We start from the raw sequence: 23,826 nt of genomic DNA, 5'->3' as shown, positions 1-23,826 counted from the left end.
CCCCTTCAGGTCGGTTCCGGTGTGTCCACGCGCGACGGCGGTGATCGGTTTAGCTCGGCAGGAGCGCCGGGGCCGCGAGGCGGGTGGCGTTCGCCGCCGCGTCGTCCGGCGCTTCCTGGGCCGAGCGCTCCGCTTCGACGCGGGCCAGGTAGTTCGCCACCTCGCGGTCCGTGCGGTGGGAGTCCCAGCCCAGCAGCGGGGCCATCAGACCCGCCACGACGGGCGCCGCCGCCACGCCGCGGTCGCGCTCCTCGATGGAGATGCGCGTCCGCCGCGTCAGGACGTCCTCCAGGTGCAGCGCACCCTCGTGGGAGACCGCGTAGACCGCCTCCACGCGCAGGTACTCCGAAGTCTCCGTGATCGGCGCAGCCAGCGAGGGATCCTCCTCCATGAGCTCGACGAGGTTCCAGATCCGCGTGCCGTAGCGCTGCAGGAGGTGCTCCACCCGGGTCAGCGGCAGGCCGGTCCGCGCGGCGACGGAGTACCGGTCCTCCCACAGCTCGTGGTAGCCCTCGGCACCGACGATCGGGAGCCGGTCGGTCCACGACGGCGGGGCCGGGCGGCCGAGCTCCTCGACCGCCACGTCGACCGCGTCCGCGGCCATCACCCGGTAGGTCGTGTACTTGCCGCCGGCCACGATGACCAGGCCCGGCACCGGGTGCGCCACCGCGTGCTCCCGCGACAGCTTGGTCGTCGCGGCCGCCTTCGCCGCCAGCAGCGGGCGCAGGCCCGCGTAGACGCCCTCGATGTCGTCGTGCGTCACGGGGGTACGCAGGACGGCGTTGAGGTGTTCGAGCACGTAGTCGACGTCCGCGCGGCTCGCCGCCGGGTGCTCGCGGTCGAGGTCCCACTCGGTGTCGGTGGTGCCGACGATCCAGTGCCGTCCCCACGGGATGACGAACAGGACGCTCTTCTCGGTGCGCAGGATCAGCCCGGTGTCCAGATCGATCTTCTCCCGCGGCACCACCAGGTGGATGCCCTTCGACGCGCGGACGGTGAACGGCGCGGGAATCCCGGCCGCCTCCGCCATGTCGTCGCTCCACACGCCGGTCGCGGCCACGACCGTCTTCGCGCGGATCTCGAACTCCACGCCGCTCTCGCGGTCGACGACCTTCGCGCCGACCACGCGCTCACCGTCGCGAAGCAGCGACGTGACGCGAGTCCGCGTGAGCACCGAAGCGCCCTGCTCGGCGGCCGTCCGCGCGATCGTCATCGTGTGGCGGGCGTCGTCGACCTGGGCGTCGTAGTACTGGATCGCCCCGATCAGCGCGTCGTCCGCGAGCGCCGGGGCCACCTTGAAGGCCCCCCGCTTGGACAGGTGCCGGTGCCTCGGCAGCGCGCGGGCGCCGCCGAGGGTGTCGTACAGGGTGACGCCGGCGCCGATGTAGCCGCGCTCCCACACCCGGTGCTGCAGCGGGACCAGGAACTTGACCGGGCGCACCAGGTGCGGGGCCAGCTTCTGCAGCAGCAGGCCGCGTTCCTTGAGCGCCTCGCGCACCAGCTTGAAGTCCAGCTGCTCCAGGTAGCGCAGGCCGCCGTGGATCAGCTTGGACGACCGGCTGGACGTGCCGGCGGCGAAGTCGCGGGCCTCGACCAGCGCGGTCTCCAGGCCCCGGGAGGCGGCGTCGAGCGCGACGCCGGCCCCGGTGACTCCCCCGCCGACGACGAGCACGTCGACCTCTTCGTTGACCAGCTTCCGCAGGGTTTCCGCCCGGTACTGCGGGGAAAGCGGGGTCACGGTGTTCCTCCTCCTGCTCACTGCACGTCGACCCAGTCGAGCGTGCGGCCGACGGCCTTCTGCCAGCCCGCGTAGCCCTCGGCGCGCTGCTCGTCGCTCCACGACGGCGTCCAGCGCTTGTCCTCGTTCCAGTTCTGCTCGAGCTCGTCGGTCGACTTCCAGAAGCCGACGGCCAGCCCGGCCGCGTAGGCGGCGCCCAGCGCGGTGGTCTCGGCGACGACCGGCTTCGACACCGGCACGCCGAGGATGTCCGCCTGCAGCTGCATGCACAGCTCGTTGGCGGTGACGCCGCCGTCCACCCGCAGCACGTCCAGCGTGACGCCGGAGTCGTTCTGCATCGCCTCGACGACGTCGCGGGTCTGGTAGCAGATCGCCTCCAGGGTGGCCCGCGCGATGTGGGCGTTCGTCGTGGCGCGGGTCAGGCCGACGATCGCGCCGCGGGCGTCGGAGCGCCAGTACGGGGCGAACAGGCCGGAGAACGCCGGGACGAAGTAGACGCCGCCGTTGTCCGCGACCTGGCGGGCCAGGCTCTCGCTCTGGGCCGCGCCGCTGATGATGCCCAGCTGGTCGCGCAGCCACTGCACCGCGGAACCCGTGACGGCGATCGAGCCTTCGAGGGCGTAGACCGGCTTGTCGTCGCCGAACTGGTAGCACAGCGTCGTCAGCAGGCCGTGCTGGGAGCGCACCAGCTCCTGCCCGGTGTTGAGCAGCAGGAAGTTGCCGGTGCCGTAGGTGTTCTTGGCCTCGCCGGGCCGGAAGCAGACCTGGCCGACGGTGGCGGCCTGCTGGTCGCCGAGGACGCCGGTGATGGCGACCTCGCCGCCGAGCGGGCCGCCGGTGCGGGTGGTGCCGAAGCCCGGGTTGGACGACGGCCGGATCGCCGGCAGCATCTGCCGCGGGACGGTGAAGAACGACAGCAGCTCGTCGTCCCAGTCGAGGGTCTCCAGGTCCATGAGCATGGTGCGGGAGGCGTTGGTCGGGTCGGTGACGTGCACGCCGCCGTCCGGCCCGCCGGTCAGGTTCCAGATCAGCCACGTGTCCGTGGTGCCGAAGAGGGCGTGGCCCTTCTCGGCGTCCTCGCGCACGCCCGGGATGTTCTCCAGGATCCACTGCAGCTTGCCGCCGGAGAAGTAGGTGGCGGGCGGCAGGCCGGCCTTGCGCCGGATGATGTCGCCCTTGCCCTCGCGCTCGAGCGCGGAGGCGATCCGGTCGGTGCGGGTGTCCTGCCAGACGATCGCGTTGCCGTACGGGCGGCCGGTGCGGCGGTTCCAGACCACGGTGGTCTCGCGCTGGTTGGTGATGCCGAGCGCGGCCAGGTCGCCGACCGTCAGGTTGGCCTTGTTGAGCGCGGTCGCGATGACCGAGCGGGTGCGTTCCCAGATCTCGGTGGCGTCGTGCTCGACCCAGCCCGGCTTGGGCAGGATCTGCTCGTGCTCGAGCTGGTGGCGGGCGATCTCGTTGCCGCCGTGGTCGAAGATCATGAAGCGGGTGCTGGTCGTGCCCTGGTCCACGGCACCGACGAAGTCCGGCATGGTCGTGCTCCTACTCAGTTGGCGGGCTCGAGGTCCTTGGCGGGCATGGCGTCCAGCGGCTCGCCCGCGGGCAGGAACCGCTCGATGAGGAACTTGTAGATCGCGCCGCCGATCAGAGCGCCGATCACGGGCGCCACGATCGGGATCCACCAGTAGGGGAAGCCGTACTGGTCGGTGAACGCCGTGTCGTAGCCGGTCAGCCAGGAGGCCAGGCGCGGGCCGAAGTCACGGGCCGGGTTGATCGCGTAGCCGGCGTCGGTGCCCCAGGCCATGCCGATGGCGACGACGAGGAAGCCGACGACGACCGGGGCCAGGTTCGCGCCCGGCGAGGTGTTGCGCAGGTCGGTGATGGCGAACAGGACGATCAGCAGGATCGCGGTGCCGATGATCTGGTCGCGGAAGGCACCCCAGTCACCGACGGGCAGCGTGCCGTTACCCGGAAGGGTGGAGAACACGCCCTGGGTCTTGATCGTCAGCCCCGGGTCCTTGGCGTTGAGCACCTCGGTGTAGTTCCAGCGCACCAGCAGCGCGGCCAGGAACGCGCCGGCGGTCTGGGCCAGGGCGTACGGGGCGACCTTGCGCCACTCGAAGCCCTTGAACACCGCGAGCGCGATGGTCACCGCCGGGTTCAGGTGCGCGCCGCTGATCCGCGAAGCGACGTAAACACCGAGCGTGACGCCGAGGCCCCAGGCCCAGGCGATGCTGTCGTGGTCCCCGATGCCCGCGGCGACGACCTGCGCCACCACGCCACACCCGAACAGGATGAGGATCATCGTCCCCACGAACTCGGCGGCCATTTCGCCGGCGAGTCCACGGGCCTTGAGGCTTCGCACCATTGCTTTCCTCCACAAAGGACCTTGTCCCCCTATTGGTGGATGAAAGTTAAGTTCGCTGGTCGGGAGGGTCAACGGACGGCGGTCGGCATTGTCGAACGGCCGAAGTGGATGTTCGACATTGTCGAATCGCGGCCGGTCGGGCTAGGGTCTCGCGGTGCCCGGTCCGATCCAGTCCATCGAGCGCGCCGCCGCGATCCTGCGGTTGCTGGCGCGCGGCTCGGGGCGCCTGGGCGTCGGCGAGATCGCCGAGTCCCTCGAACTGGCGAAGGGCACCGCGCACGGCATCCTGCGCACGCTGCAGGGCGTCGGGTTCGTCGAGCAGGACCGCGACACGGGCAAGTACCAGCTCGGCGCGGCGCTGCTGCACCTGGGCACGAGCTACCTCGACGTCAACGAGCTGCGCTCCCGGGCGATCAACTGGGCCGACGCGCTGGCCGCCCGCAGCGGTGAGGCCGTCCGGATCGGCGCGCCCCTGGAGGGCCGGGTGCTGGTCGTGCACCACGTGTTCCGGCCGGACGACAGCCTGCAGACCCTCGACGTCGGCACGCTGCTGCCGCTGCACGCGACGGCGCTGGGGAAGGTCCTGCTGGCCTACGACACGACGCTGAAGGCCGATCCCGAGCCGTTCACCCGCCGCACGCTGGTCACCCAGACGGCGATCAAGCGGGCGTGTGCGAAGGTACGGGAGGCGGGCTGGGCGGCGGAGAACGGCGAGATGATCTCGGGTGAGGCCGGGATCGCGGCGCCGATCCGCGGCCACGGCGGGATCGTGGTCGGCGCGATCGGGGTGTCCGGCGCGGTGGAGCGGATCTGCGAGCCGGACGGCAGCCCGAGCACCCGGCTGCTCGGCCACGTCCGCGACGCGGCACGCGCGGTCTCCCGGGACCTGGGTGCGTCCCGATGGTGAAGGGAGGGGCATGGTCCAGCGGTACGTGATGTCCATCGACCAGGGGACCACCTCCACCCGGTGCATCCTGTTCGACGCCCGCGGCCGGCTCGTCTCCGTCGTGCAGCGGGAGCACCAGCAGCACTTCCCGCGGCCCGGCTGGGTCGAGCACGACGCCACCGAGATCTGGCGGAACCTGTCGCGGATCGTGCCGCAGGCTCTGGCCGACGCCGGGGCGAGCGCCGAGCAGGTCGTCGGGCTCGGGATCGCCAACCAGCGGGAGACCACCGTCCTGTGGGACCGGCGCACCGGCAACCCGGTCGGGCGGGCGATCGTCTGGCAGGACACCCGCACCGACGCCATGCTCGAACAGCTCGCCCGCGAGCCCGGCGCCGACCGCGTCCGGCAGCTGTGCGGCCTGCCGCTGGCCACGTACTTCTCCGCGCCGCGCATCCGCTGGCTGCTCGAACGCACGCCGGGGCTGCGCGAGCGCGCCGAACGCGGCGACGTCCTCTTCGGCACCATCGAGAGCTGGCTGATCTGGAACCTGACCGGCGGCGCCGAGGGCGGCGTGCACGTCACCGACGTCACCAACGCCTCGCGCACCATGCTGATGAACCTGCGCACGCTTTCGTGGGATGACGAACTCCTGGAGTTCTTCGACGTCCCGCGGGCGATGCTGCCGGAGATCCGGTCGTCGACGGAGGTCTACGGGACGACGTCGCGCGTGGTGCCCGGCATCCGGATCGCCGCCGCCCTGGGTGATCAGCAGGCCGCGCTGTTCGGCCAGACATGTTTCGCGCCCGGCGAGGCGAAGTGCACGTACGGCACGGGCAGCTTCCTGCTGCTCAACACCGGCCCGACACCGGTGCTGTCCACCCACGGGATGCTCACCACGGTCGGGTTCAAGATCGGTGACGAGCCCGCGGTGTACGCCCTCGAAGGGTCGATCGCCGTCACCGGGTCGCTGGTGCAGTGGTTCCGCGACGGCCTGGAGCTGATCGGCAGCGCGCCCGAGATCGAGACCCTCGCGCGGACGGTCGAGGACAACGGCGGCTGCTACATCGTGCCCGCGTTCTCCGGGTTGTTCGCGCCGCACTGGCACAGCGAGGCACGCGGCGTGATCGCCGGGCTGACGTCGTACATCACCAAGGGCCACCTCGCGCGGGCGGTGCTGGAGGCGACCGGCTGGCAGACCCGCGAGGTCGTCGACGCGATGAACGCCGACTCGGGGCTGGCGCTCTCGACGTTGAAGGTCGACGGCGGGATGACCGCGGACAACCTGCTGATGCAGTTCATCGCCGACGTCCTCGACGTGCCGGTGGTGCGCCCGATGGTGGCGGAGACGGTTTCGCTGGGCGCGGCCTACGCGGCCGGGCTGTCCGTCGGGTACTGGCCCGACCTGGAGGGCCTGCGGCGCAACTGGCACCGGGCGGGCCAGTGGCTGCCGGCGATGGACCCGGCCCGCCGCGACTCCGAGTACGGGCACTGGCGCCAGGCGGTGGAGCTGACGTTCGGCTGGATGCGCCCGGCCCCGGCCGCGGCGGCGCCGGGCTCGGACGTGGTCGAGGTGCTGCTGGCCGACCACCGCCGGTTCGAGCAGCTGCTGCGCGACCTGCGCAACAGCGAAGCCGACCGCCCGGCGCTGGTCGCGGAGCTGGCGGCCCTGCTGGTCGCCCACGCGACGGCGACCGAGCGCATCGTCCGCCCGGACGCACCGGGTTCCCCGTTCGGCGAAGACCTCCTGGCCGTCCTGGAGGGCGACGACTTCGAAAAGGCGTTGCTGCGGCTGGAGAACGCCGTGGACGCGCACGTCCGCGGCGAGGAACGCGGGCTGCTGAACGAACTGCGCCGGAGTATGTCCACTTCGGACCGGACCGGGCTGGGCCGGGCGTTCGTCGCGGAGCGCCGCCGCCAGCTCGACCTCGGCTGCGGCACGGCGGACCACGTCCGCGGACTCGGTGATCGCCTGCAGCTTTAACCCCGTTGTCCGGTCCCGGTGCCGTCTGTCAGGGTGTCCCCAGTCGTCCGGACCCGCCCAGGCCGGGCCGTTCCGCCACGGGACCCCCATGTCGTCCGGCTATCGGCCGGTGCTGCGCCTGCCCGGCGCCGCCGCTTTCTTCTGCACCGCCGCCGCGGGGCGGGTCGGCATCGCCATGACCGGCCTCGGCCTGGTCTGGCTGGTGCACGCCCGGACCGGCTCCTACGGGACGGCCGGTCTCGCCACGGCCGCGTTCGCCCTCGCCGAAGCCGTCACGGGCCCGCAGCTCGCCCGCCTGGCCGACCGGTTCGGCCAAGCCCGCGTCCTGCCGTTTTCGGTGGCCGCCCACGGCATCGCCATCGCCGGTGTGCTCACCACGCCCCCGACGGCGGCCATCGCGTTCGCAGCCGGCGCGGGCGCGGCCGTCCCCCAGCTCGGTGCCCTCTCGGCGGCGCGCTGGGCGCACCTGCTGCGCTCCCGGCCGGCGGATCTGCCCACCGCGTTCGCGCTCGAATCGCTGGCCAACGCCGGCGCTTTCCTCCTCGGGCCGGCGCTGGTCACCGCACTCGGGGCGGCCGGTTGCGCCCCCTTGGCCAGTGCGCTCGCCGCGGCCCTGATCGTCGGCGGCGGTGCGGCCCTCGCCGCCCAGCGCCGGACCGCGCCACCGCCCGCTCGCCCCGGGTCGCTGCGGCCGCGGTTCATGCGCATCACGCTGCTCAACCTGGCCGTGGGGCTGTACTTCGGCACGATGGGGGTGTCCGTGAGCGCGTTCGCCACGGAGTACGGGGTGCCCGGTGCGGCCACGCCGATCGTCGCCGCCGGGAGTGTCGCCGGGCTGGTTTCCGGCTGGCTCTACGGACTGCGGCGGCACCGTGCCCCGGCCCGCGTCCAGCTGGTCGTCGCCGCGGCGTACCTGACGGCCACGGCGCTGCTGCTCCCCCTGGCGCGGTCGGCGCTCTGGCTCGGCGCCGCGGTGGTCGTCACCGAGGCCGCCATCCCGCCCACGCTGGTCCTGCTGAACGTCCTCACCGAGCGGGCCGTCGCCCCGGCGGTCCGCACCCGGGCGTTCACCTGGAACAACTCCACGAGCGCAGCGGGTTCCGCCCTGGCGGCGTTCCTCGCCGGGCACACCGCGGACGCACTGGGCGCCTCCGCCGCCTTCGCCCTCGCTCCGGCGGCCGCGCTCGCCCTGCTCGCGCTGACCGCCACTCTGCCATCGGGGTGACGCCCGGTCCGGACCCCTGCCCCGGCACCGGTGCCGGGGAGAAGACTGCGGACACCGGTTCGCCACTGGAGGGAGCACTCGTGTCCGCAGCCGCCGACCAGGCCTTACTGTCCCTGTCCACCCCGGCGGGGCTCGCCGATCCGTACCCGGTCTACGCGAAACTCCGCGAAGAGACGCCGGTCTTCCGCAGCGAAATCTTCGGCGGCTGGGTCCTCAGCCGGTTCGCCGACTGCCAGCAGGTGCTCGCCGACGGCGAGACCTTCCGGGTGCTGGACGCCGAGTGGCGCGACCGGCACCGGCCGGGCTGGCGCGACAACGCCGCGATGGTGTTGCTGACCGCGCTGCTGCCGTGGAAGAACCCGCCGGAACACACGCGCGAGCGCCGCCTGCTCGTGCGCGACTTCACCGTCCGGCGGGTCCAGGAGCTGGAGCCCGCCGTCCGCCGGGCCACCGACCGCGTATTGGACCGCTTCGCCGACGCCACGGCGGACGGGACCGCGGCGGAGTTCGTCGGCACCGTCCTCTACCCGCTGGGGATGGCCGTGATCGGGGACCTGGTCGGCGTGCCCGATGTCGACCACGACCGGCTTCGCCGCCTCACCGACCTGATCGGAAAGCAGGTCGATCCGGCGATGCCGGCGGCCCTGCGCGCCGAGGTCGACGCCGCCGCCGTCGAATTCCGGGACTACTTCACCGAGCTGATCGCGCGACGGCGCGCGGAACCGGCGGACGACCTGACGTCCGCGCTGCTGGTCCGGCCCGGCACCGGCGCGGAGCTGATGTCCGAGGAGGAGGTGCTCAACGCGCTCTTGGTGTTGTTCGGCGGCGGCTACGAGACCACCGCGGGCGCGCTGGGCAACGGCGTCCACGCGCTGCTGACCCATCCGGACCAGTTCGCCCTCCTCGCCGGCGATCCGGGGCTGGCGGCCGGCGCGGTCGAGGAGGTGCTGCGGTGGGACGGGGCCGCCCAGATGAGCCAGCGGGCGGCCGTCCGTCCGGTGGTCCTCGACGGGCGGGAGATCCCGGCCGACGACATGGTGGTGATCCTGGGCGGAGCGGCGAACCGGGACCCCGCGCGGTTCGCGGACCCGGACCGCTTCGACATCACCCGTGACGACGGGCGTGGGCTGTTCTTCGGGCACGGCCTGCACCTGTGCCTCGGCGCGGCCTTGGCGCGGCTCGAGATGACCGTGCTGCTCGAACAGCTGGGGAAGCGGTTTCCGGCGCTGGCGATCGGCGGGGAGGTCCGGCGCCGCCCCAACCCGTCGCTGCGCGGGATGGCGGCGCTGCCACTGACCCGGTGATCCGCGAGCGGCCGTCAGGCGCCCTTGAGGCAGCGGCTGCTCTCCCGGACCACCAGCTCGGCCTCGACCGTGCCCCACGCCGGGACCGCGATACCGTCGATGCGCGCCGCCAGGGTGGCCAGGGTCCGGCGGCCCGCGGCCACGTAGTCCTGGCGGACCGTCGTCAGCGGGGGCGCGAAGTAGGCCGCCTCGGGGACGTCGTCGAAGCCGACCACGTGGGCGTCGCGGGGGACGCGCATGCCCGCCTCCGCGAACGCCGCCACCAGCCCGAGTGCCATGTGGTCGTTCGCCGAGAAGACCGCGCCCACGCCGGACTCGACCGCCAGCGATTGGCCGGCGCGGAACCCCGAGCGGGCGGACCAGTCGCCGCGGACCACCGGGGGGACCTCGGCTCCGTGGCGTTCGAGCGTCTCGCGCCAGCCGCGCTCGCGGGCGCGGGCCACCGGCCCTTCCTCCGGGCCGCCGAGGTGCCAGACCGTCGGGTGCCCGAGTTCCAGGAGGTGTTCGGTGGCCTGGCGCGCCCCGGCGTACTGGTCGGTCGAGGCCGCAGGCACCAGCGGGATGCCGGCGACCGGGGCCAGCTCGGCCAGCAGGTGCCCGTCGAGCACCACGATCCCGGCCACGCCCTGCAGCTGCAGTCCGGCCACCGCGGCCAGCACGGCCGCCCCGCTCCTGCCCGACACGCTGAAGACGCTGAGCGCGTACTCCTGCTCGCGGGCGGCCACCCGGAGGCCGTGCAACACGGGCCCGGACGCCGACGCCCCGGTCGCGATCACCCCGAGCGTGCCCCGCCGCCGGAGGGGCAGCGGGCCATCGGGACCTGCGTCGTCCACGGCCATGGGCTGATGTTAGCGATCACACCAGCAGACGTGAACTTTGTTCACCTTCCATAAATAACGAAACGGTAACGCGCTGAACCGGCCTCCGCCGGGAGCCGTTCCCCCCATTGCCGGAACCAGTGACACCGGGCGGGTTCCCCCGATACCCGTGCCCCGGTGCTCACTCCCCGGGTTCCGCGCGTCTCCAGCCCGGGCACGCAGGCTTTCTTCGGCGTGCCCGGAAAACCGAACGAGGTGAACATGGCCCGGAATACTTCCCGCACCCCCGCCACGGGCAGACATCGCATCACCCGCCGCACGAAGATCGCGACCGGTGGACTGGCCCTGGCGCTGGCCGTCGGCGGCATCGTCGTCGCGACCACCGCCGGCCGGACCGGTGAGGCCAGCGCCGACGAGGCCGACGCGTCGTTCTTCATCGACATCGCGAAGGTCCCCTCGGGCATCAACGTGAACAAGGCGCTCCAGCAGAAGGGCGCCCGCGGCACGTTCACCGTGGACTGCGGGCGCAACGAGAACCAGCACTTCAACCCGGACAACTTCATCGCCCAGCCCGGCATCAAGAACGGTGCCCAGCACCTGCACGACTACGTCGGCAACCTCTCCACCAACGCCGACTCGAACAACAAGAGCCTCGTCAAGGCCGGCACCACCTGCAAGAACGGCGACAAGTCCGCCTACTTCTGGCCGGTCGTCCGCATCGACACCGGCGACGCCGAAAAGAACCCGCCCGCCAAGCAGCCCGACCGGGCCGGCAGCGCCAAGGACAAGGCGAGCGCGCAGGTCGACTGCCCGGACGTCGCGAGCAAGCTGCCCGACGTCCCGGACCAGGCCATGGACGAGGTGAACCGCAACCTCGACCTGCTCGACAAGCAGATCGACGAGGCCGACAAGCGGATCGCGAACGGCGACCTGAAGACGCCGCAGGACATCCAGAACGCCGTCGTCGGCCCGCTCAAGGACAAGCGCGCCTCGACCATCGACCGGATCGCCATCGCGATCGGCCGCCGGGCCGCGAAGCCGACCAACCTCGGCGGACTCGCGCAGTGCGCGCTCAAGCAGAACGGCAAGGGCGGGCTGGACAACGGCGGCCAGAACAGCAATGGCCAGCCGGCCGAACTGCCCGGCGTCAACGACAAGAACGAGGTCGGCGACAACGACGGCGAGATCCAGCGCGTCCAGTCGGCGACGATCACGTTCACCAGCGGCGGCGCGAGCAAGGTCGTCGCGATGCCGCAGTTCCTCCGGATCCTGTACGGCGACGCCAAGCAGAGCACCAACGGCCCGGCCAACGCCCGGCCCAGCTGGACCTGCACCGGCTTCGAGGACCGGCTCACCGACCACTACCCGATCTGCCCGCAGAACAGCAAGGTCGAGCGCATCCACGCCTTCCCGAACTGCTGGGACGGCAAGAACATCGACAGCGCCAACCACCGCACGCACATCGTGTTCGCCGACCAGCAGGGCAAGTGCCCGAAGGGCTTCCAGAACGTGCCGCAGCTGGTGATCAAGCTGGTCTACAACATCCCGCACGACATCCAGGTCAAGGGCCAGTACAAAGTCGACGCCTTCGCCCAGGAGAAGCACAACCCGCGCTCGGACCACGACGACTTCGCCAACGTCATGGGCCAGCGCCTGATGAACCAGGTCGTCAACTGCATCAACACCGGCAAGCGCTGCAACCAGTGACCCCGGTGACCCCACGCTCGTGAGTGGTGAGGCGGGTTAGAACCCGCCTTACCACTCACGACTGGCTGGTCTTGGTACGGGCGCGGGTGACGGAAACGCCCGGTATCCGGCACCCGAACGCAGTGAATGACTCATTCCTGGCGTCTGACGCCAGGAATGAGTCATTCACTGCACTGCCGGCCGCGCGTCAGGAGGCCGCGCGGCGCTTGGTCCAGATGTCGTACGCCACCGCCGCCAGCAGCACCACGCCCTTGACCAGCATGACCCGCTCGCTCGGGGCGCCGATCAGGGACATGCCGTTGTTGATCACCGCCATGATCAGGCCACCGGTGATGGCACCGACCACCTTGCCGACGCCGCCCTGGACGGCCGCGCCGCCGATGAACGCCGCCGCGATCGCGTCGAGCTCGAAGTTGACGCCCGCCGTCGGGCCCGCCTGGTTGAGCCGGCCGGCGAAGATGATGCCCGCCAGCGCCGCCAGGACGCCCATGTTGACGAAGATCCAGAACGTCACCTGCTTGACCTTGACGCCCGAGAGCGTCGCGGCCTGCAGGTTGCCGCCCACGGCGTAGATGTGCCGGCCGAACACCGACTTGCCGGCCACCAGCGAGTAGCCGAGCACCAGCGCCACCAGCAGGATGAGCACCCACGGCAGGTTCTTGAACCGCGCCAGCTGCACCACCAGGGCCAGCACCAGCACCGCGATGCCGGCCAGCTTCAGCACGAACACCGGGAACGGGTCGACGTCCTGGCCGTAGCCGAGCCGGCCCATCCGCTTGCGCCACTGGGTGAACACGATCCCGGCCACCGCGGCAAGGCCGGCGAGCAGCGACACCAGGTCGGCGCCGCCCAGCGGGCCGAGGCCGATGTTGCCCAGGTAGCCGTCGGTGAAGCCGTTCGACAGCGTGCGGACCGCGTCCGGGAACGGGCCGATGCCCTGGTTGCCCAGCACCGTCAGGGTCAGCGCCCGGAACGCCAGCATGCCGGCCAGCGTCACGATGAACGCCGGGATGCCGAAGTAGGCGACCCAGTAACCCTGCCACGCGCCGATCACCGCGCCGACCACGAGGGTGATCAGCACCGCGAGGAACCACGGCATGTGGGAATTCACCATCAGCACCGCCGACACCGCGCCGGTCATCGCGACCACCGACCCGGCGGACAGGTCGATGTGCCCGGAGATGATCACCAGGATCATCCCGATCGCGAGGATCAGCACGTAGCTGTTCTGCACGATGATGTTGGAGATGTTCTGCGGTTCCAGCAGCGCGCCACCGGTGAGCACCTCGAACAGCACCACGATCAGCGCGAACGCGACGTAGATGCCGCTCTGGCGCGGGTTGATCGAGATCCTCCGCTTGGAGCGCTCAACCGGGGGCACGGCGGGCCGCGCTTCGGTCGTGGTCATTCCCGTTCCTTAGTCATGTACTGCATCAGCAGTTCCTGGGTGGCTTCTTCGCGCCGGGCCTCGCCGGTGATCCGTCCCGCCGAGAGCGCGTAGATCCGGTCGCAGAGCCCGAGCAGCTCCGGCAGCTCGGAGGAGATGACCAGGACGGCCTTCCCCTGGGCGGCGAGGGCGTTGATGATCGTGTAGATCTCGAACTTCGCGCCCACGTCGATGCCGCGGGTCGGCTCGTCCAGGATCAGCACGTCCGGATCGGTGAAGATCCACTTGGCCAGCACGACCTTCTGCTGGTTGCCGCCGGAGAGCTTCCCGGTCACGCTCTGCACGCTCGGCGCCTTGATCCGCAGGTCACGGCGGTAGCGGTTGGCCGTGTCGTGCTCGGCGTGCTCGTTGACCCAGCCGCGTTTCGCCAGCTTGCCGAGCCCGGCCGCGGACACGTTGCGCTGGATGTCCTCGATCAGGTTGAGCCCGTAGCGCTTGCGGTCCTCGGTGGCGTAGGCGATGCCGTGGCGGACGGCATCCTGCACCGAGCGGATTTCGATCTCCTTGCCGTGCTTGATGATCCGCCCGGAGATGTCCTTGCCCCACGACCGGCCGAACACGCTCATCGCGAGTTCGGTCCGGCCCGCGCCCATCAACCCGGCCAAGCCGACGATCTCCCCGCGCCGCAGCGAAAGCGACGCGTGGTCGACGACGACCCGGCCGGCCTGGGTCGGGCTGTGCACGGTCCAGTCCTCGATCCGCAGCACCTCTTCGCCGATCTCCGGCTCCCGGGGCGGGAACCGGTGCTCGAGGTCACGGCCGACCATGCCGGTGATGATGCGCTCTTCCGTCAGCCCCGCCGCGTCGAGCGTTTCGATCGTCTTGCCGTCACGCAGGATCGTGACGGTGTCGGCGATCGCCGTCACCTCGCCGAGCTTGTGCGAAATGATCACGCACGTGACGCCCTCGTCCCGCAGCCCGCGCAGCAGCTCGAGCAGGTGGGCCGAGTCGTCGTCGTTGAGCGCCGCCGTGGGCTCGTCGAGGATGAGCAGCTTGACCTCTTTGGACAGTGCCTTCGCGATCTCGACCAGCTGCTGCTTGCCGACGCCGAGTTCCTGCACCGCCCGGGTGGGGTTTTCGGCGAGGCCGACGCGCTTGAGCAGCGCGCCGGCCTCGTGGTTGGTGCGGTTCCAGTCGATCCAGCCGCGCTTGGCCTGTTCGTTGCCGAGGAAGATGTTCTCCGCGATCGACAACTGGCCGCACAGCGCGAGTTCCTGGTGGATGATCACGATCCCGCGCCGTTCGCTGTCGCGCACCGACCCGAACTCGCACCGCTGCCCGTCGAAGGTGATCTCGCCGTCGTAGCTCCCGTGCGGGTAGACGCCCGAGAGCACCTTCATCAGGGTGGACTTCCCGGCGCCGTTCTCCCCGCAGATCGCGTGGATTTCCCCGCGGCGCACGGAAAGGTTGACGTCCGACAGCGCCTTGACCCCGGGGAAGGTCTTGGTGATCCCGCGCATGCCGAGCAGTTCGGTCATTTCAGCTGACCTGCCGTGTAGTAGCCCGAGTCGACGAGTTCCTTCTGGTAGTTCGTCTTGTCCACGGTGACCGGCTGCAGCAGGTAGGACGGGACGACCTTCTTGCCGTTGTCGTAGTCCTTGGTGTTGTTGACCTCGGGCTTGCCGCCCTTGAGCACCGCGTCGGCCATCTTGACGGTGGTGTCGGCGAGCTTGCGGGTGTCCTTGAAGATCGTCGAGTACTGCTCACCGGCGATGATGGACTTGACCGAGGCGACCTCGGCGTCCTGCCCGGTGACGATCGGGTACGGCTGGCCGGCGGTGCCGTAGCCGTTGCTCTTCAGCGCCGACAGGATGCCGATGGACAGGCCGTCGTACGGCGAGAGCACGCCCTGGACCTTCGCGCCACCGGTGTAGGTCTTGGTGAGCAGGTCCTCCATGCGCTTCTGCGCGGTGGCCGGGTCCCAGCGCAGGATGGCCGCGCGGGCGAAGTCGGTCTGGCCGCTCTTGACGACCAGCTTGCCGCTGTCCATCAGGGGCTTGAGGACGGACATCGCGCCGTTGAAGAAGAAGGTGGCGTTGTTGTCGTCGGGGGAACCGGCGAACAGCTCGATGTTGAACGGACCGGCACCGTCACCCAGGCCCTTGACCAGCGAGTTCGCCTGCTCGACGCCGACCTTGAAGTTGTCGAAGGTGGCGTAGTAGTCGACGTTCGGCGAGTTGCGGATCAGCCGGTCGTAGGCGATGACCGGGATCTTCTTGTCGGCCGCCTCCTGCAGCTGGGTGGTGATGGCGGTGCCGTCGATCGAGGCGATGACCAGGAGCTTCGCGCCCTTGGTGATCTGGTTCTCGATCTGGTTCACCTGGGTGGGGATGTCGTTCTCGGCGTACTGGAGGTCGACCTTGTAGCCGAGCTTCTCCAGCGCGGCCTTGATGTTGTCGCCGTCGTGGATCCAGCGCTCCGACGACTTGGTCGGCATGGTGACGCCGACCAGGCTGCCCTCGGCGCCGGCACCGGGTGCGGCCGTCTGGTCCGCGGTTTTCTGGCTCGAGCCGCACGCCGACAGCGTGAGCGCGAGCCCCGCGGCGGCGAGCGCCGCGATTCCTCTGGTGAACTTCATCGTTCCTTCTTCCTTTCTCAGAAGCCCTGAGCGAGCCGGTGGTACGCCTGGTTCCAGCGGATGCGGTCGGCGAAATCGTGCGGCGTCGTGTCCTTGTCGATGACCAGCAGTTCGACGCCGAGCAGGTTCGCGAAGTCGCGAAGGGTTTCCGTGCCCACGGCCTGGGTGAGCACGGTGTGGTGCGGGCCGCCCGCGGTGATCCAGGACTCCGCGGACGTCGCCAGCGACGGCGCCGGCTCCCAGACCGCCCGCGCGACCGGCAGGTTCGGCAGCGGCTCGTCCGGGGCGACGACGTCGATCTCGTTGGCCACCAGCCGGAACCGGTCGCCCAGGTCGACCAGGCCGAGCACGACACCGGGGCCGGGCGCGGCGTCGAACACGAGCCGGACCGGGTCTTCCCGGTTGCCGATGCCCAGCGCGTGGATCTCGCAGGACGGCTTGGCGGCGGCGATGCTCGGGCAGACCTCGAGCATGTGCGCGCCGAGGATCTTCGGCTTGCCCGGCCCGAAGTGGTAGGTGTAGTCCTCCATGAAGGACGTGCCGCGGTCGCGGCCGACGCTCATCGCCTTGACCGCGGCGAGCAGCGCCGAGGTCTTCCAGTCGCCTTCGCCGCCGAAGCCGTAGCCGTCGGCCATCAGGCGCTGCACCGCGAGGCCGGGCAGCTGCCGGAGCCCGCCGAGGTCCTCGAAGTTCGTGGTGAACGCGCCGAACCCGCCGTCGGTGAGGAACTTCCGCAGGCCGGCCTCGATGCGGGCGGCGTACTGCAGCGACTCGTGCCGCGCTCCCCCGGCCGCCAGCTCCGGCACAACGTTGTATTCGTCGGCGTACCGCTGCACCAGGGCATCGACGTCCGAAATCGCGTCGACCTGCTCGACCAGCTCGTTCACGCCGTAGGTGTTGACCGAGACACCGAAGCGCAGCTCGGCCTCGACCTTGTCGCCTTCGGTGACGGCGACGTCGCGCATGTTGTCGCCGAACCGGGCCAGCCGCAGGTTGCGCAGGTGGTCGGCGCCGATCGCGGCCCGCGCCCACGCGTCGATCCGCGCGACCACCGCCGGGTCGGACACGTGCCCGGCCACGGTCTTGCGCGGCACGCCGAGGCGGGTCTGGATGAACCCGAACTCGCGGTCGCCGTGCGCGGCCTGGTTGAGGTTCATGAAGTCCATGTCGATGGTGGACCACGGGAGCGCCTCGTTGAGCTGCGTGTGCAGGTGCAGCAGCGGCTTGCGCAGCGCGTCGAGCCCGGTGATCCACATCTTCGCGGGCGAGAAGGTGTGCATCCACGCGATCACGCCGACGCAGGCGGCGTCGGCGTTGGCCTCCTGCAGCACCCGCCGGATCGACGCGGCCTCGGTCAGCACCGGCTTGCCGACGATCTCGGCGGGGAGCGCGCCGGAGGCCGACAGCAGCTGCTGGATGCGCAGCGACTGGCCGGCGACCTGCTCGAGGGTCTCCTCGCCGTAGAGGGCCTGGCTGCCGGTGAGGAACCAGAGCTGGGGTTTCGATGCCGAAGTCATCGTTCTCCTTGGGAAGATCAGTGCTGGCCGTAGACGTTCTGGTACCGGGCGTAGAGCCGGTCGACGTCCTCGGGCGGGAGGGGTTCGGGCGTGCCGAGCTCGAAGGCCTTGTGGACGGTGCGGGCCACGTCCTCGACCATCACCGCGGCCTTGACCGCGTCACGAGCGGTCCGGCCGACGGTGAACGGGCCGTGGTTGCGCATCAGCACCGCGGGCGACCGGCTCGAGCGAAGCGTTTCGACGATGCCGCGGCCGATGGAGTCGTCGCCGATCAGGGCGAACGGCCCGACCGGGATCTCCCCGCCGAACTCGTCGGCGATCATCGTCAGCACGCACGGGATCGGTTCGCCGCGCGCGGCCCACGCCGTGGCGTAGGTCGAGTGGGTGTGCACGACGCCGCCGATCTCCGGCATGTGCCGGTAGACGTAGGCGTGCGCGGCGGTGTCGGACGACGGCGCGAGGTCGCCTTCGACGAGTTCGCCGTGCAGGTCGGTGACCACCATCGTGTCCGCCGAGAGGTTGTCGTAGGACACCCCCGAAGGCTTGATGACCAGCAGGTCCCGGCCCGGGACCCGCGCCGAGACGTTGCCCGCGGTCCAGATGACCAGCTCGTTGCGGGTCAGCTCGCCGTGCAGCTTCGCGACCGTCTCCCGCAGTTCGGCGACGGTGTCGAGCACTTCACCGGTCAGCGACATCAGGACTGTCCTTTCGCGACGGCGCGCTTGCGGGCGGCCAGCCGGTGCATGACATCGTTGCCGCCACGGCCGAAGTAGTCGTGCAGCTGCGTGTATTCGGCGTACAGCTCGTCGTAGGCGACGACGTGCGCGGGCACCGGCCGGTACACCGCGCGCTCGACCGAGCCCATCGCGGCGGCGGCCGTGCGGATGTCCGCGTGGGCCCCGGCGGCGACGGCCGCGTGGATGGCCGACCCGAGCGCGGGTCCCTGCGCCGAGCCGATCACCGACAGCGGGAGGTTGGTGACGTCGGCGTAGATCTGCATGAGCAGCGCGTTCTTCGTCAGTCCGCCCGCGATGATGAGCTCGGTGACCGGGACGCCGGCTTCGTCGAACGTCTCGATGATCTTCCGGGTGCCGAAGGCGGTGGCCTCCAGCAGGGCCCGGTAGACGTCCTGGGCGCGGGTGCCGAGCGTCTGGCCGACGATCACGCCGGAGAGCTCGTGGTCCACCAGCACCGACCGGTTGCCGCTGTGCCAGTCCAGCGCGATCAGGCCGTGTTCGCCGATCTCCTGCTGCGCGGCGAGCCGGGTGAGCTCCTCGTGCGAGGCGTCGGCGAAGTGCTCGACGAACCAGCCGAAGATGTCACCGACACCGCTCTGGCCGGCTTCGTACCCCCAGAGCCCGGCCACGATGCCGCCCTCGACGACGCCGCACATGCCGGGGACCTCGCGCAGCTCGGCGCCGTTCATCACGTGGCAGGTCGAGGTGCCCATGATCGCCACCATCTGGCCGGGCTCGACGGCCTGGGCGGCGGGGGCGGTGACGTGCGCGTCGACGTTGCCGACGGCGACCGCGATGCCCTCGGGCAGCCCGGTCCAGGCCGCGGCTTCCGCGGTCAGCGAGCCCGCGCGGGAACCCAGCTGGCCCAGCGGGTGCTCCAGCTTGTCGGTCACGAAGGACTCGAACCCGGGGGCGAGCTCGCGGAGGAAGTCGCGGCTCGGGTACTGGCCGTCCTGCAGGATGCCCTTGTAGCCGGCGGTGCAGGCGTTGCGCACGTAGCTGCCGGTGAGCTGCCAGACGATCCAGTCGGCCGCCTCCACCCAGTGCCGCATCGCGGCGTAGACGTCCGGGGCCTCTTCGAAGATCTCGAGGGCCTTGGCGAACTCCCACTCCGAGGAGATCAGGCCGCCGTAGCGCGGGAGCCACTTCTCGCCCCGGGTGCGGGCCAGCTCGTTGATCCGCACGGCCTGCGGCTGCGCGGAGTGGTGCTTCCAGAGCTTCACGTACGCGTGCGGGTTGCCTTCGAACTCGGGCAGTTCGCACAGCGGCGTCCCGTCCGCGGTCGTCGGCACCATCGTGCACGCGGTGAAGTCGGTGGCGATCCCGACGACGTCCGCCGCGTCGACGCCGGCGTCCCGCAGCGCCGCCGGTACGGCGTTGCGGAGCACTCCTACGTAGTCCGCCGGGACCTGCAGCGCCCATTCCGGCGGCAGCGCGCGGCCCGTGGCGGGCAGCGTCTCGTCGAGCACCCCGTGCGGGTACTCGAAGACGCCGGAACCGAGTTCGGCCCCGTCGGCCACGCGCACGACCACCGCGCGGCCGGACAGGGTGCCGAAGTCGACGCCGACGGTGAGTGGTTCTCCCACGGTGTCTTCCCTCCTGGTTGGTGACCGGGACGCGGCGCGGGCGGCGGTGAACGCGCCGCGTCCCGGGGTCTTAGCGGCCGGTGAGGACCAGCGTCGTCACCGAGTTGGCCGGCAGCGTCAGCTTCGACGTCGCGGCCAGCCCGGTGATCTCCCTGGTCTGCGGCACGATGGCGGTCGGCGCGGCGAGGCTGTTGCGCCCCGCCGGGTCGCCGGTGAGCGTGGTGAGCGTGCCGGTGCCGTCCACGGCGGTGACGCCGGTGAGCGACAGCCGGGTGGTCTGCACCTGCGGAGTCGGGTTGACGAGTTTGACCGTGAAGGTCTTCCTTCCGCTCTTCGTGGTCACGTTGACCACCTGCCGCAGGGGGCTGCCCTGGTTGAGGCGGCTGGTGACGATCTGCTTGCCGAGGGTGCTGGAGAACATCTGCTGCACCCAGTACGACGGCGAGGCGTAGCTCGTCCCGGCGTCGAAGCCGATCAGGTTGACCGGCCAGTTGGACTGGTTCTCCTGCACCAGCACCGGCGCGTACATCGAGCCGATGACGACGTCGCTGTTGCGCTCGAGCCCGGTGAGGAACGCGGCCTCGCCGATGGCGGCGGCCAGGGTGCCGGTGGGCCGGCCGTCCTGGGCGCCGTACTCGCCGACGAGGATGTCCGGGCCGCTGCGGTCGGCGGTGTCGTAGCGGGTCGAGTTGTCGGTGAACCACTGCGGCGACTGGTAGTAGTGGTCGTCCGCGGCGTCCGGGCGCACGCCGGTCGACGTGCTCGACGCGGTCCCGCCCTGCAGCCCGCCGGTGGTGGCGATGACGGTCAGCTGCGGGTACTTCGCCTTGATGGCGTCGAACATGTCGGTGAAGCGCCAGGCGTAGCTGCCCGAGCCGTCGAACCAGTCCTCGTTGCCGACCTCGACGTAGTGCAGGTCGAACGGCGCCGGGTGCCCGTCGGCGACCCGCTTGGCGCCCCACGTGGTCGAGCTGTCGCCGATGGCGTACTCGATCTCGTCGAGGGCTTCCTGGACGTAGGCCGGGTAGTCGGCCTGGTCGACGTGCTGGCCGTTGAGGGTGTAGCCGGCGAACAGCGCGAGCAGCGGCTGGGCACCGATGTCCTCGGCGAGCTTGAGGTAGTCGAGGATGCCGAAGCCGTCGGTGGACCAGTAGCCCCACGCGGTGTTCTGGTGGCCGGGCCGCTGTTCCAGCGGGCCGATGGTGTTCTTCCACGCGAACCGGGTGTCGAGCGTGTTGCCTTCGAGGTAGTTGCCGCCGGGAACGCGGAACAGGCCCAGTTTCATCGCCGCGAGCTTCTGCCCGAGGTCGGCGCGGACGCCGTTGGGCCGGTTCTTGAAGGTCGGCGGGAACAGCGAGACCTGCTGGAACCAGGCGTCGCCGCTCAGCGCCTTCTTGCCCTTGTTGACCAGGGAAACGACGATCCGGTTGTCGGTGGACGGCGTGATCGTCGACGGCGTGGTGAAGCTGAACGCCTGCTGCGTCCACGCGGGCCCGACCGGCTGGAGGTCCTTGCTCGCCAGCACCGTGCCGTCCGGCTTCTCCAGGCTGACCCGGACCCCGCCGGTCCACGTTCCCTTGGCGAAGAAGCTGCCGGTGTACTTGGTGGACGGCTTCGCCGCGACGCCGTAGAAGCCGACGTTCGCCGCGGCCACCCGGCCGGCGGCCGGAACCGTGTCGGCGTGCAGCTTCAGCGAGCGGTCGAGCGCGGTGTTGAGCGGGTTCGCGGTGTCGACCGAGTAGGTGCCGGTCGCCCCGGCCGAGGTGAGCAGCGACCAGTACGGCACCGGCGTGTTGCCCGCGCCGCTGCCGGGCTGGTAGCCCTCCTTGAACGTGCGGTTGCGGACGAGCTCGGCGTACAACCCGCCCTCGACCGAGTGGCTGATGTCCTCGAGGATCGAGCCGTAGGTGGTCGGCCGGGTGTTGGCCCGGACGACGTTGGCGTCGACGGCCAGCTGGTTGGCCCCGGCCAGGGTGCCGATCTGCGCGGCGGTCAGCGGGAAGCGGCGCAGCTCGACCTCGTCGACGGCCCCGGTGAACCCGGCGCCGACGGTGAACGGCGCCGCCGCGGTGCCCGAGGCCGGGCAGGCGGAGACGTCCAGGGTCGTGCCGGTGGGCGTCCCGCACGAGCTGGTGACCGCGGCGGCGTCGCCGTCGGCGTAGACGGTGAGCCGCTGGGCGGCACGGTCCAGGACCAGGGCGGCGTGGTGCCAGGTGCCGTCGGCGAGCCCGCCGCCGTTGGTGGTCACCTGGATGGTGCCGACGCGGGCGGTGAGCTTGCCGCCGGTCACGCCGAGGGCGTACCCGTCGCCGTGGTCCACCAGGGTGCCCGACGCGGTGGTGCGGAACCAGGCGGCCAGGGACAGCGAGCCGGTGCCGGTGTCGAACGCGGGCGAGCTGCCCATGTCCACAGTGGACTTGCCGTCGAGCTGGACGGCCTGCCCGGCCGCTCCCGCGGTCCAGGTCGCGCCCTTCAGCGTGCCGTCGGCCGCGTTCGCCGAGGCGTCACGGGCGACCGTGCCGGCGCCTTCGTCGAAGTGCCACGAACCGCTCGCGGCCAGGGCGGCGACGGCGGACGCGGTCAGCGGCGTCGGGTACGCGCGGACGTCGTCGATGCCGCCGTCGAACCAGTCGGCGGGAGCGCCCGCCCACTTGCCGCGGCCGATCTCCAGGTGCCCGCCCGCGGTCCACGGCGTGGTGAACGGGACGCTCTGCTGCAGGGTCCCGTTGACGTACAGGGAAAGCGTGCCCGCCGCTCGGTTGTACACACCGGCCACGTGCTGCCACTGGCCGGCCTGCGCGGGCAGCGTCGACACGGCCGAGGACGAAGCCGAATCGCCGTCGGCCGCGCGGCGGGTGAAGGCGAAGCGGCCGTCGTTGGTCCGCTGGAGGTAGAAGCCGCTGATCGACGAACCGTCGACGCTCACGGCGGTCCGGAAGCCGCCGGCCGCGGTGGGCTTCACCCACGCCGACACCGAGAAGCTCTGCGCGGTGTCCACGACCGGCCCCGGGACGTCGACCGCGGCGTCGGTGCCGTTCAGCGCGACACCGTGCGGGCCGACGACGCCGTCACCCCAGGTGGCACCGCCGGTCAGGGTGGCGGTGCGCCCGTCGAGGGAGTCGTCCGCCGTGGTGGTGCCGGTGCCCTCGTCGAGGCCCCAGTGCCCGGCGATGGCCAGGCGGGCGGCGTCGGCGGCGGTCAGGGCGCCCGAGTAGGCGCGGACGTCGTCGATCGTGCCGTCGACGAAGTCCACCGGGTTGCCGCCGTACTTGCCGCGGCCGATCACCAGGTGCCCGGTGCCCGCCCAGGCCGCCGGCGCGGCGACGGTGGTCTGGCGGGTGCCGTCGACGTACAGCGACAGCGTCGACGCGCTCGCGTCGTACACGCCGGTCAGCTGGTACCACTGGCCGGCGACGGGGTCGAAGTTCGCGCCCGCCACGACGCCGTCGGTCGGGGCGTCCCCGGCCAGCCGGGTGAAGGCGAACCGGCGGGAGTCGTCGCGGAACTGCAGGAAGAAGTTGCTCACCTGGGCGCCGTCGACGCTGACGAACGTCTGGTAACCGGACGTCTTGTCGAGCTTGACCCAGCTGCTCACCGAGAAGCTCTTGGTCGTGTCCAGCACGGGCGCACCCGCGTCGGCGAACCCCCTGGACCCGTCGGTCGTCAGGGCGCCGCCCCGGATACCCGGGCCCCAGCCGGCCCCCTCGGACAGGGTCGCCGGGTGACTGCCCGCGGTGTCGGCGGCGGTCGTCCCGCTGCCGTCGTCGAACGTCCAGTGCCCCGCCAGGGCCGGATCGGCGTCGGCCACGGCGGCCGGCGCCGCCACGATGGGCACGGCGGAGCACAGCGCCAAAGCGGCGAGCACGGCCATGGGCCGCCGCAGTCTGCGGAGCATGACTCTCCTTTGAGTGATGCGCGGGAGGGGCACTTTCAC

General features: G+C 71.1%; 16 protein-coding genes. 5 read left to right on the top strand and 11 right to left on the bottom strand.

Annotated elements, in window-relative coordinates; translation table 11 throughout:
- Positions 1-49 precede the first annotated feature (49 nt).
- Genes IE317_RS11945 through IE317_RS11935 form a run of 3 tightly spaced genes read right to left on the bottom strand, consistent with a single transcriptional unit; the run spans position 50 to position 4,106 of the window.
- Positions 50-1,738, bottom strand: a complete 1,689-nt coding sequence (locus IE317_RS11945) for a glycerol-3-phosphate dehydrogenase/oxidase (RefSeq protein ID WP_191309330.1) — start codon at positions 1,736-1,738, stop codon at positions 50-52.
- Between the two features lie 17 nt (positions 1,739-1,755).
- Complete coding sequence (gene glpK / locus IE317_RS11940) at positions 1,756-3,270, bottom strand: glycerol kinase GlpK (RefSeq protein WP_191309327.1); 1,515 nt, start codon at positions 3,268-3,270, stop codon at positions 1,756-1,758.
- Between the two features lie 14 nt (positions 3,271-3,284).
- Positions 3,285-4,106, bottom strand: a complete 822-nt coding sequence (locus IE317_RS11935; RefSeq protein WP_191309325.1) for an MIP/aquaporin family protein — start codon at positions 4,104-4,106, stop codon at positions 3,285-3,287.
- A 154-nt stretch (positions 4,107-4,260) separates the two neighbouring features.
- Between IE317_RS11935 and IE317_RS11930 the strand changes: the two genes are divergently transcribed.
- From IE317_RS11930 to IE317_RS11915, 4 genes are all read left to right on the top strand, one after another.
- Positions 4,261-5,013 carry an IclR family transcriptional regulator gene (locus IE317_RS11930; protein ID WP_191309323.1) on the top strand — a complete coding sequence of 251 codons (753 nt, stop codon included), beginning with the start codon at positions 4,261-4,263 and terminating at the stop codon, positions 5,011-5,013.
- Between the two features lie 10 nt (positions 5,014-5,023).
- Positions 5,024-6,973, top strand: coding sequence for a glycerol kinase GlpK (glpK, locus tag IE317_RS11925; protein ID WP_191309321.1), 1,950 nt, complete (start codon positions 5,024-5,026; stop codon positions 6,971-6,973).
- An 88-nt stretch (positions 6,974-7,061) separates the two neighbouring features.
- The gene (locus IE317_RS11920) at positions 7,062-8,198 is read left to right on the top strand and encodes an MFS transporter (RefSeq protein ID WP_191309319.1); all 1,137 of its coding nucleotides are present in this window, start codon (positions 7,062-7,064) and stop codon (positions 8,196-8,198) included.
- An 80-nt stretch (positions 8,199-8,278) separates the two neighbouring features.
- Positions 8,279-9,502, top strand: coding sequence for a cytochrome P450 (locus IE317_RS11915; RefSeq protein WP_191309317.1), 1,224 nt, complete (start codon positions 8,279-8,281; stop codon positions 9,500-9,502).
- A gap of 14 nt (positions 9,503-9,516) precedes the next feature.
- Here the strand turns inward: IE317_RS11915 and IE317_RS11910 are convergent, their stop codons facing one another.
- Positions 9,517-10,341 carry a substrate-binding domain-containing protein gene (locus tag IE317_RS11910; RefSeq protein WP_191309315.1) on the bottom strand — a complete coding sequence of 275 codons (825 nt, stop codon included), beginning with the start codon at positions 10,339-10,341 and terminating at the stop codon, positions 9,517-9,519.
- A gap of 240 nt (positions 10,342-10,581) precedes the next feature.
- On the opposite strand from IE317_RS11910, the gene IE317_RS11905 reads away from it, so the two are divergent.
- Entirely contained in the window at positions 10,582-12,027 is a 1,446-nt protein-coding gene (locus tag IE317_RS11905) for a DUF1996 domain-containing protein (RefSeq protein WP_191309313.1), read from the top strand.
- 187 nt (positions 12,028-12,214) lie between these two features.
- Here the strand turns inward: IE317_RS11905 and mmsB are convergent, their stop codons facing one another.
- The 7 genes from mmsB to IE317_RS11870 all read right to left on the bottom strand — a co-directional run bounded on the left by mmsB (position 12,215) and on the right by IE317_RS11870 (position 23,787).
- Positions 12,215-13,435 carry a multiple monosaccharide ABC transporter permease gene (gene mmsB, locus IE317_RS11900; protein ID WP_191309311.1) on the bottom strand — a complete coding sequence of 407 codons (1,221 nt, stop codon included), beginning with the start codon at positions 13,433-13,435 and terminating at the stop codon, positions 12,215-12,217.
- Positions 13,432-14,952, bottom strand: a complete 1,521-nt coding sequence (gene mmsA, locus IE317_RS11895; protein WP_191309309.1) for a multiple monosaccharide ABC transporter ATP-binding protein — start codon at positions 14,950-14,952, stop codon at positions 13,432-13,434. Before mmsA ends, mmsB begins: the two co-directional genes overlap by 4 nt.
- Positions 14,949-16,052 carry a multiple monosaccharide ABC transporter substrate-binding protein gene (gene chvE, locus IE317_RS11890; protein WP_191309307.1) on the bottom strand — a complete coding sequence of 368 codons (1,104 nt, stop codon included), beginning with the start codon at positions 16,050-16,052 and terminating at the stop codon, positions 14,949-14,951. The genes mmsA and chvE overlap by 4 nt, the downstream gene beginning before the upstream one ends.
- 17 nt (positions 16,053-16,069) lie before the next feature.
- Positions 16,070-17,569, bottom strand: coding sequence for an L-arabinose isomerase (gene araA, locus IE317_RS11885; protein ID WP_191309305.1), 1,500 nt, complete (start codon positions 17,567-17,569; stop codon positions 16,070-16,072).
- 17 nt (positions 17,570-17,586) lie between these two features.
- Positions 17,587-18,264, bottom strand: a complete 678-nt coding sequence (locus IE317_RS11880; protein ID WP_191309303.1) for an L-ribulose-5-phosphate 4-epimerase — start codon at positions 18,262-18,264, stop codon at positions 17,587-17,589.
- Positions 18,264-19,892, bottom strand: a complete 1,629-nt coding sequence (gene araB, locus IE317_RS11875; RefSeq protein ID WP_191309301.1) for a ribulokinase — start codon at positions 19,890-19,892, stop codon at positions 18,264-18,266. Before araB ends, IE317_RS11880 begins: the two co-directional genes overlap by 1 nt.
- Positions 19,893-19,962: 70 nt before the next feature.
- Positions 19,963-23,787, bottom strand: a complete 3,825-nt coding sequence (locus IE317_RS11870; RefSeq protein ID WP_191309299.1) for a LamG-like jellyroll fold domain-containing protein — start codon at positions 23,785-23,787, stop codon at positions 19,963-19,965.
- Positions 23,788-23,826 lie beyond the last annotated feature (39 nt).

The organism is Amycolatopsis bullii (assembly GCF_014654205.1).
In the GTDB taxonomy this organism is placed as follows: Bacteria; Actinomycetota; Actinomycetes; order Mycobacteriales; family Pseudonocardiaceae; genus Amycolatopsis; species Amycolatopsis plumensis.
This window is presented reverse-complemented; position numbering and strand designations above follow the sequence as displayed.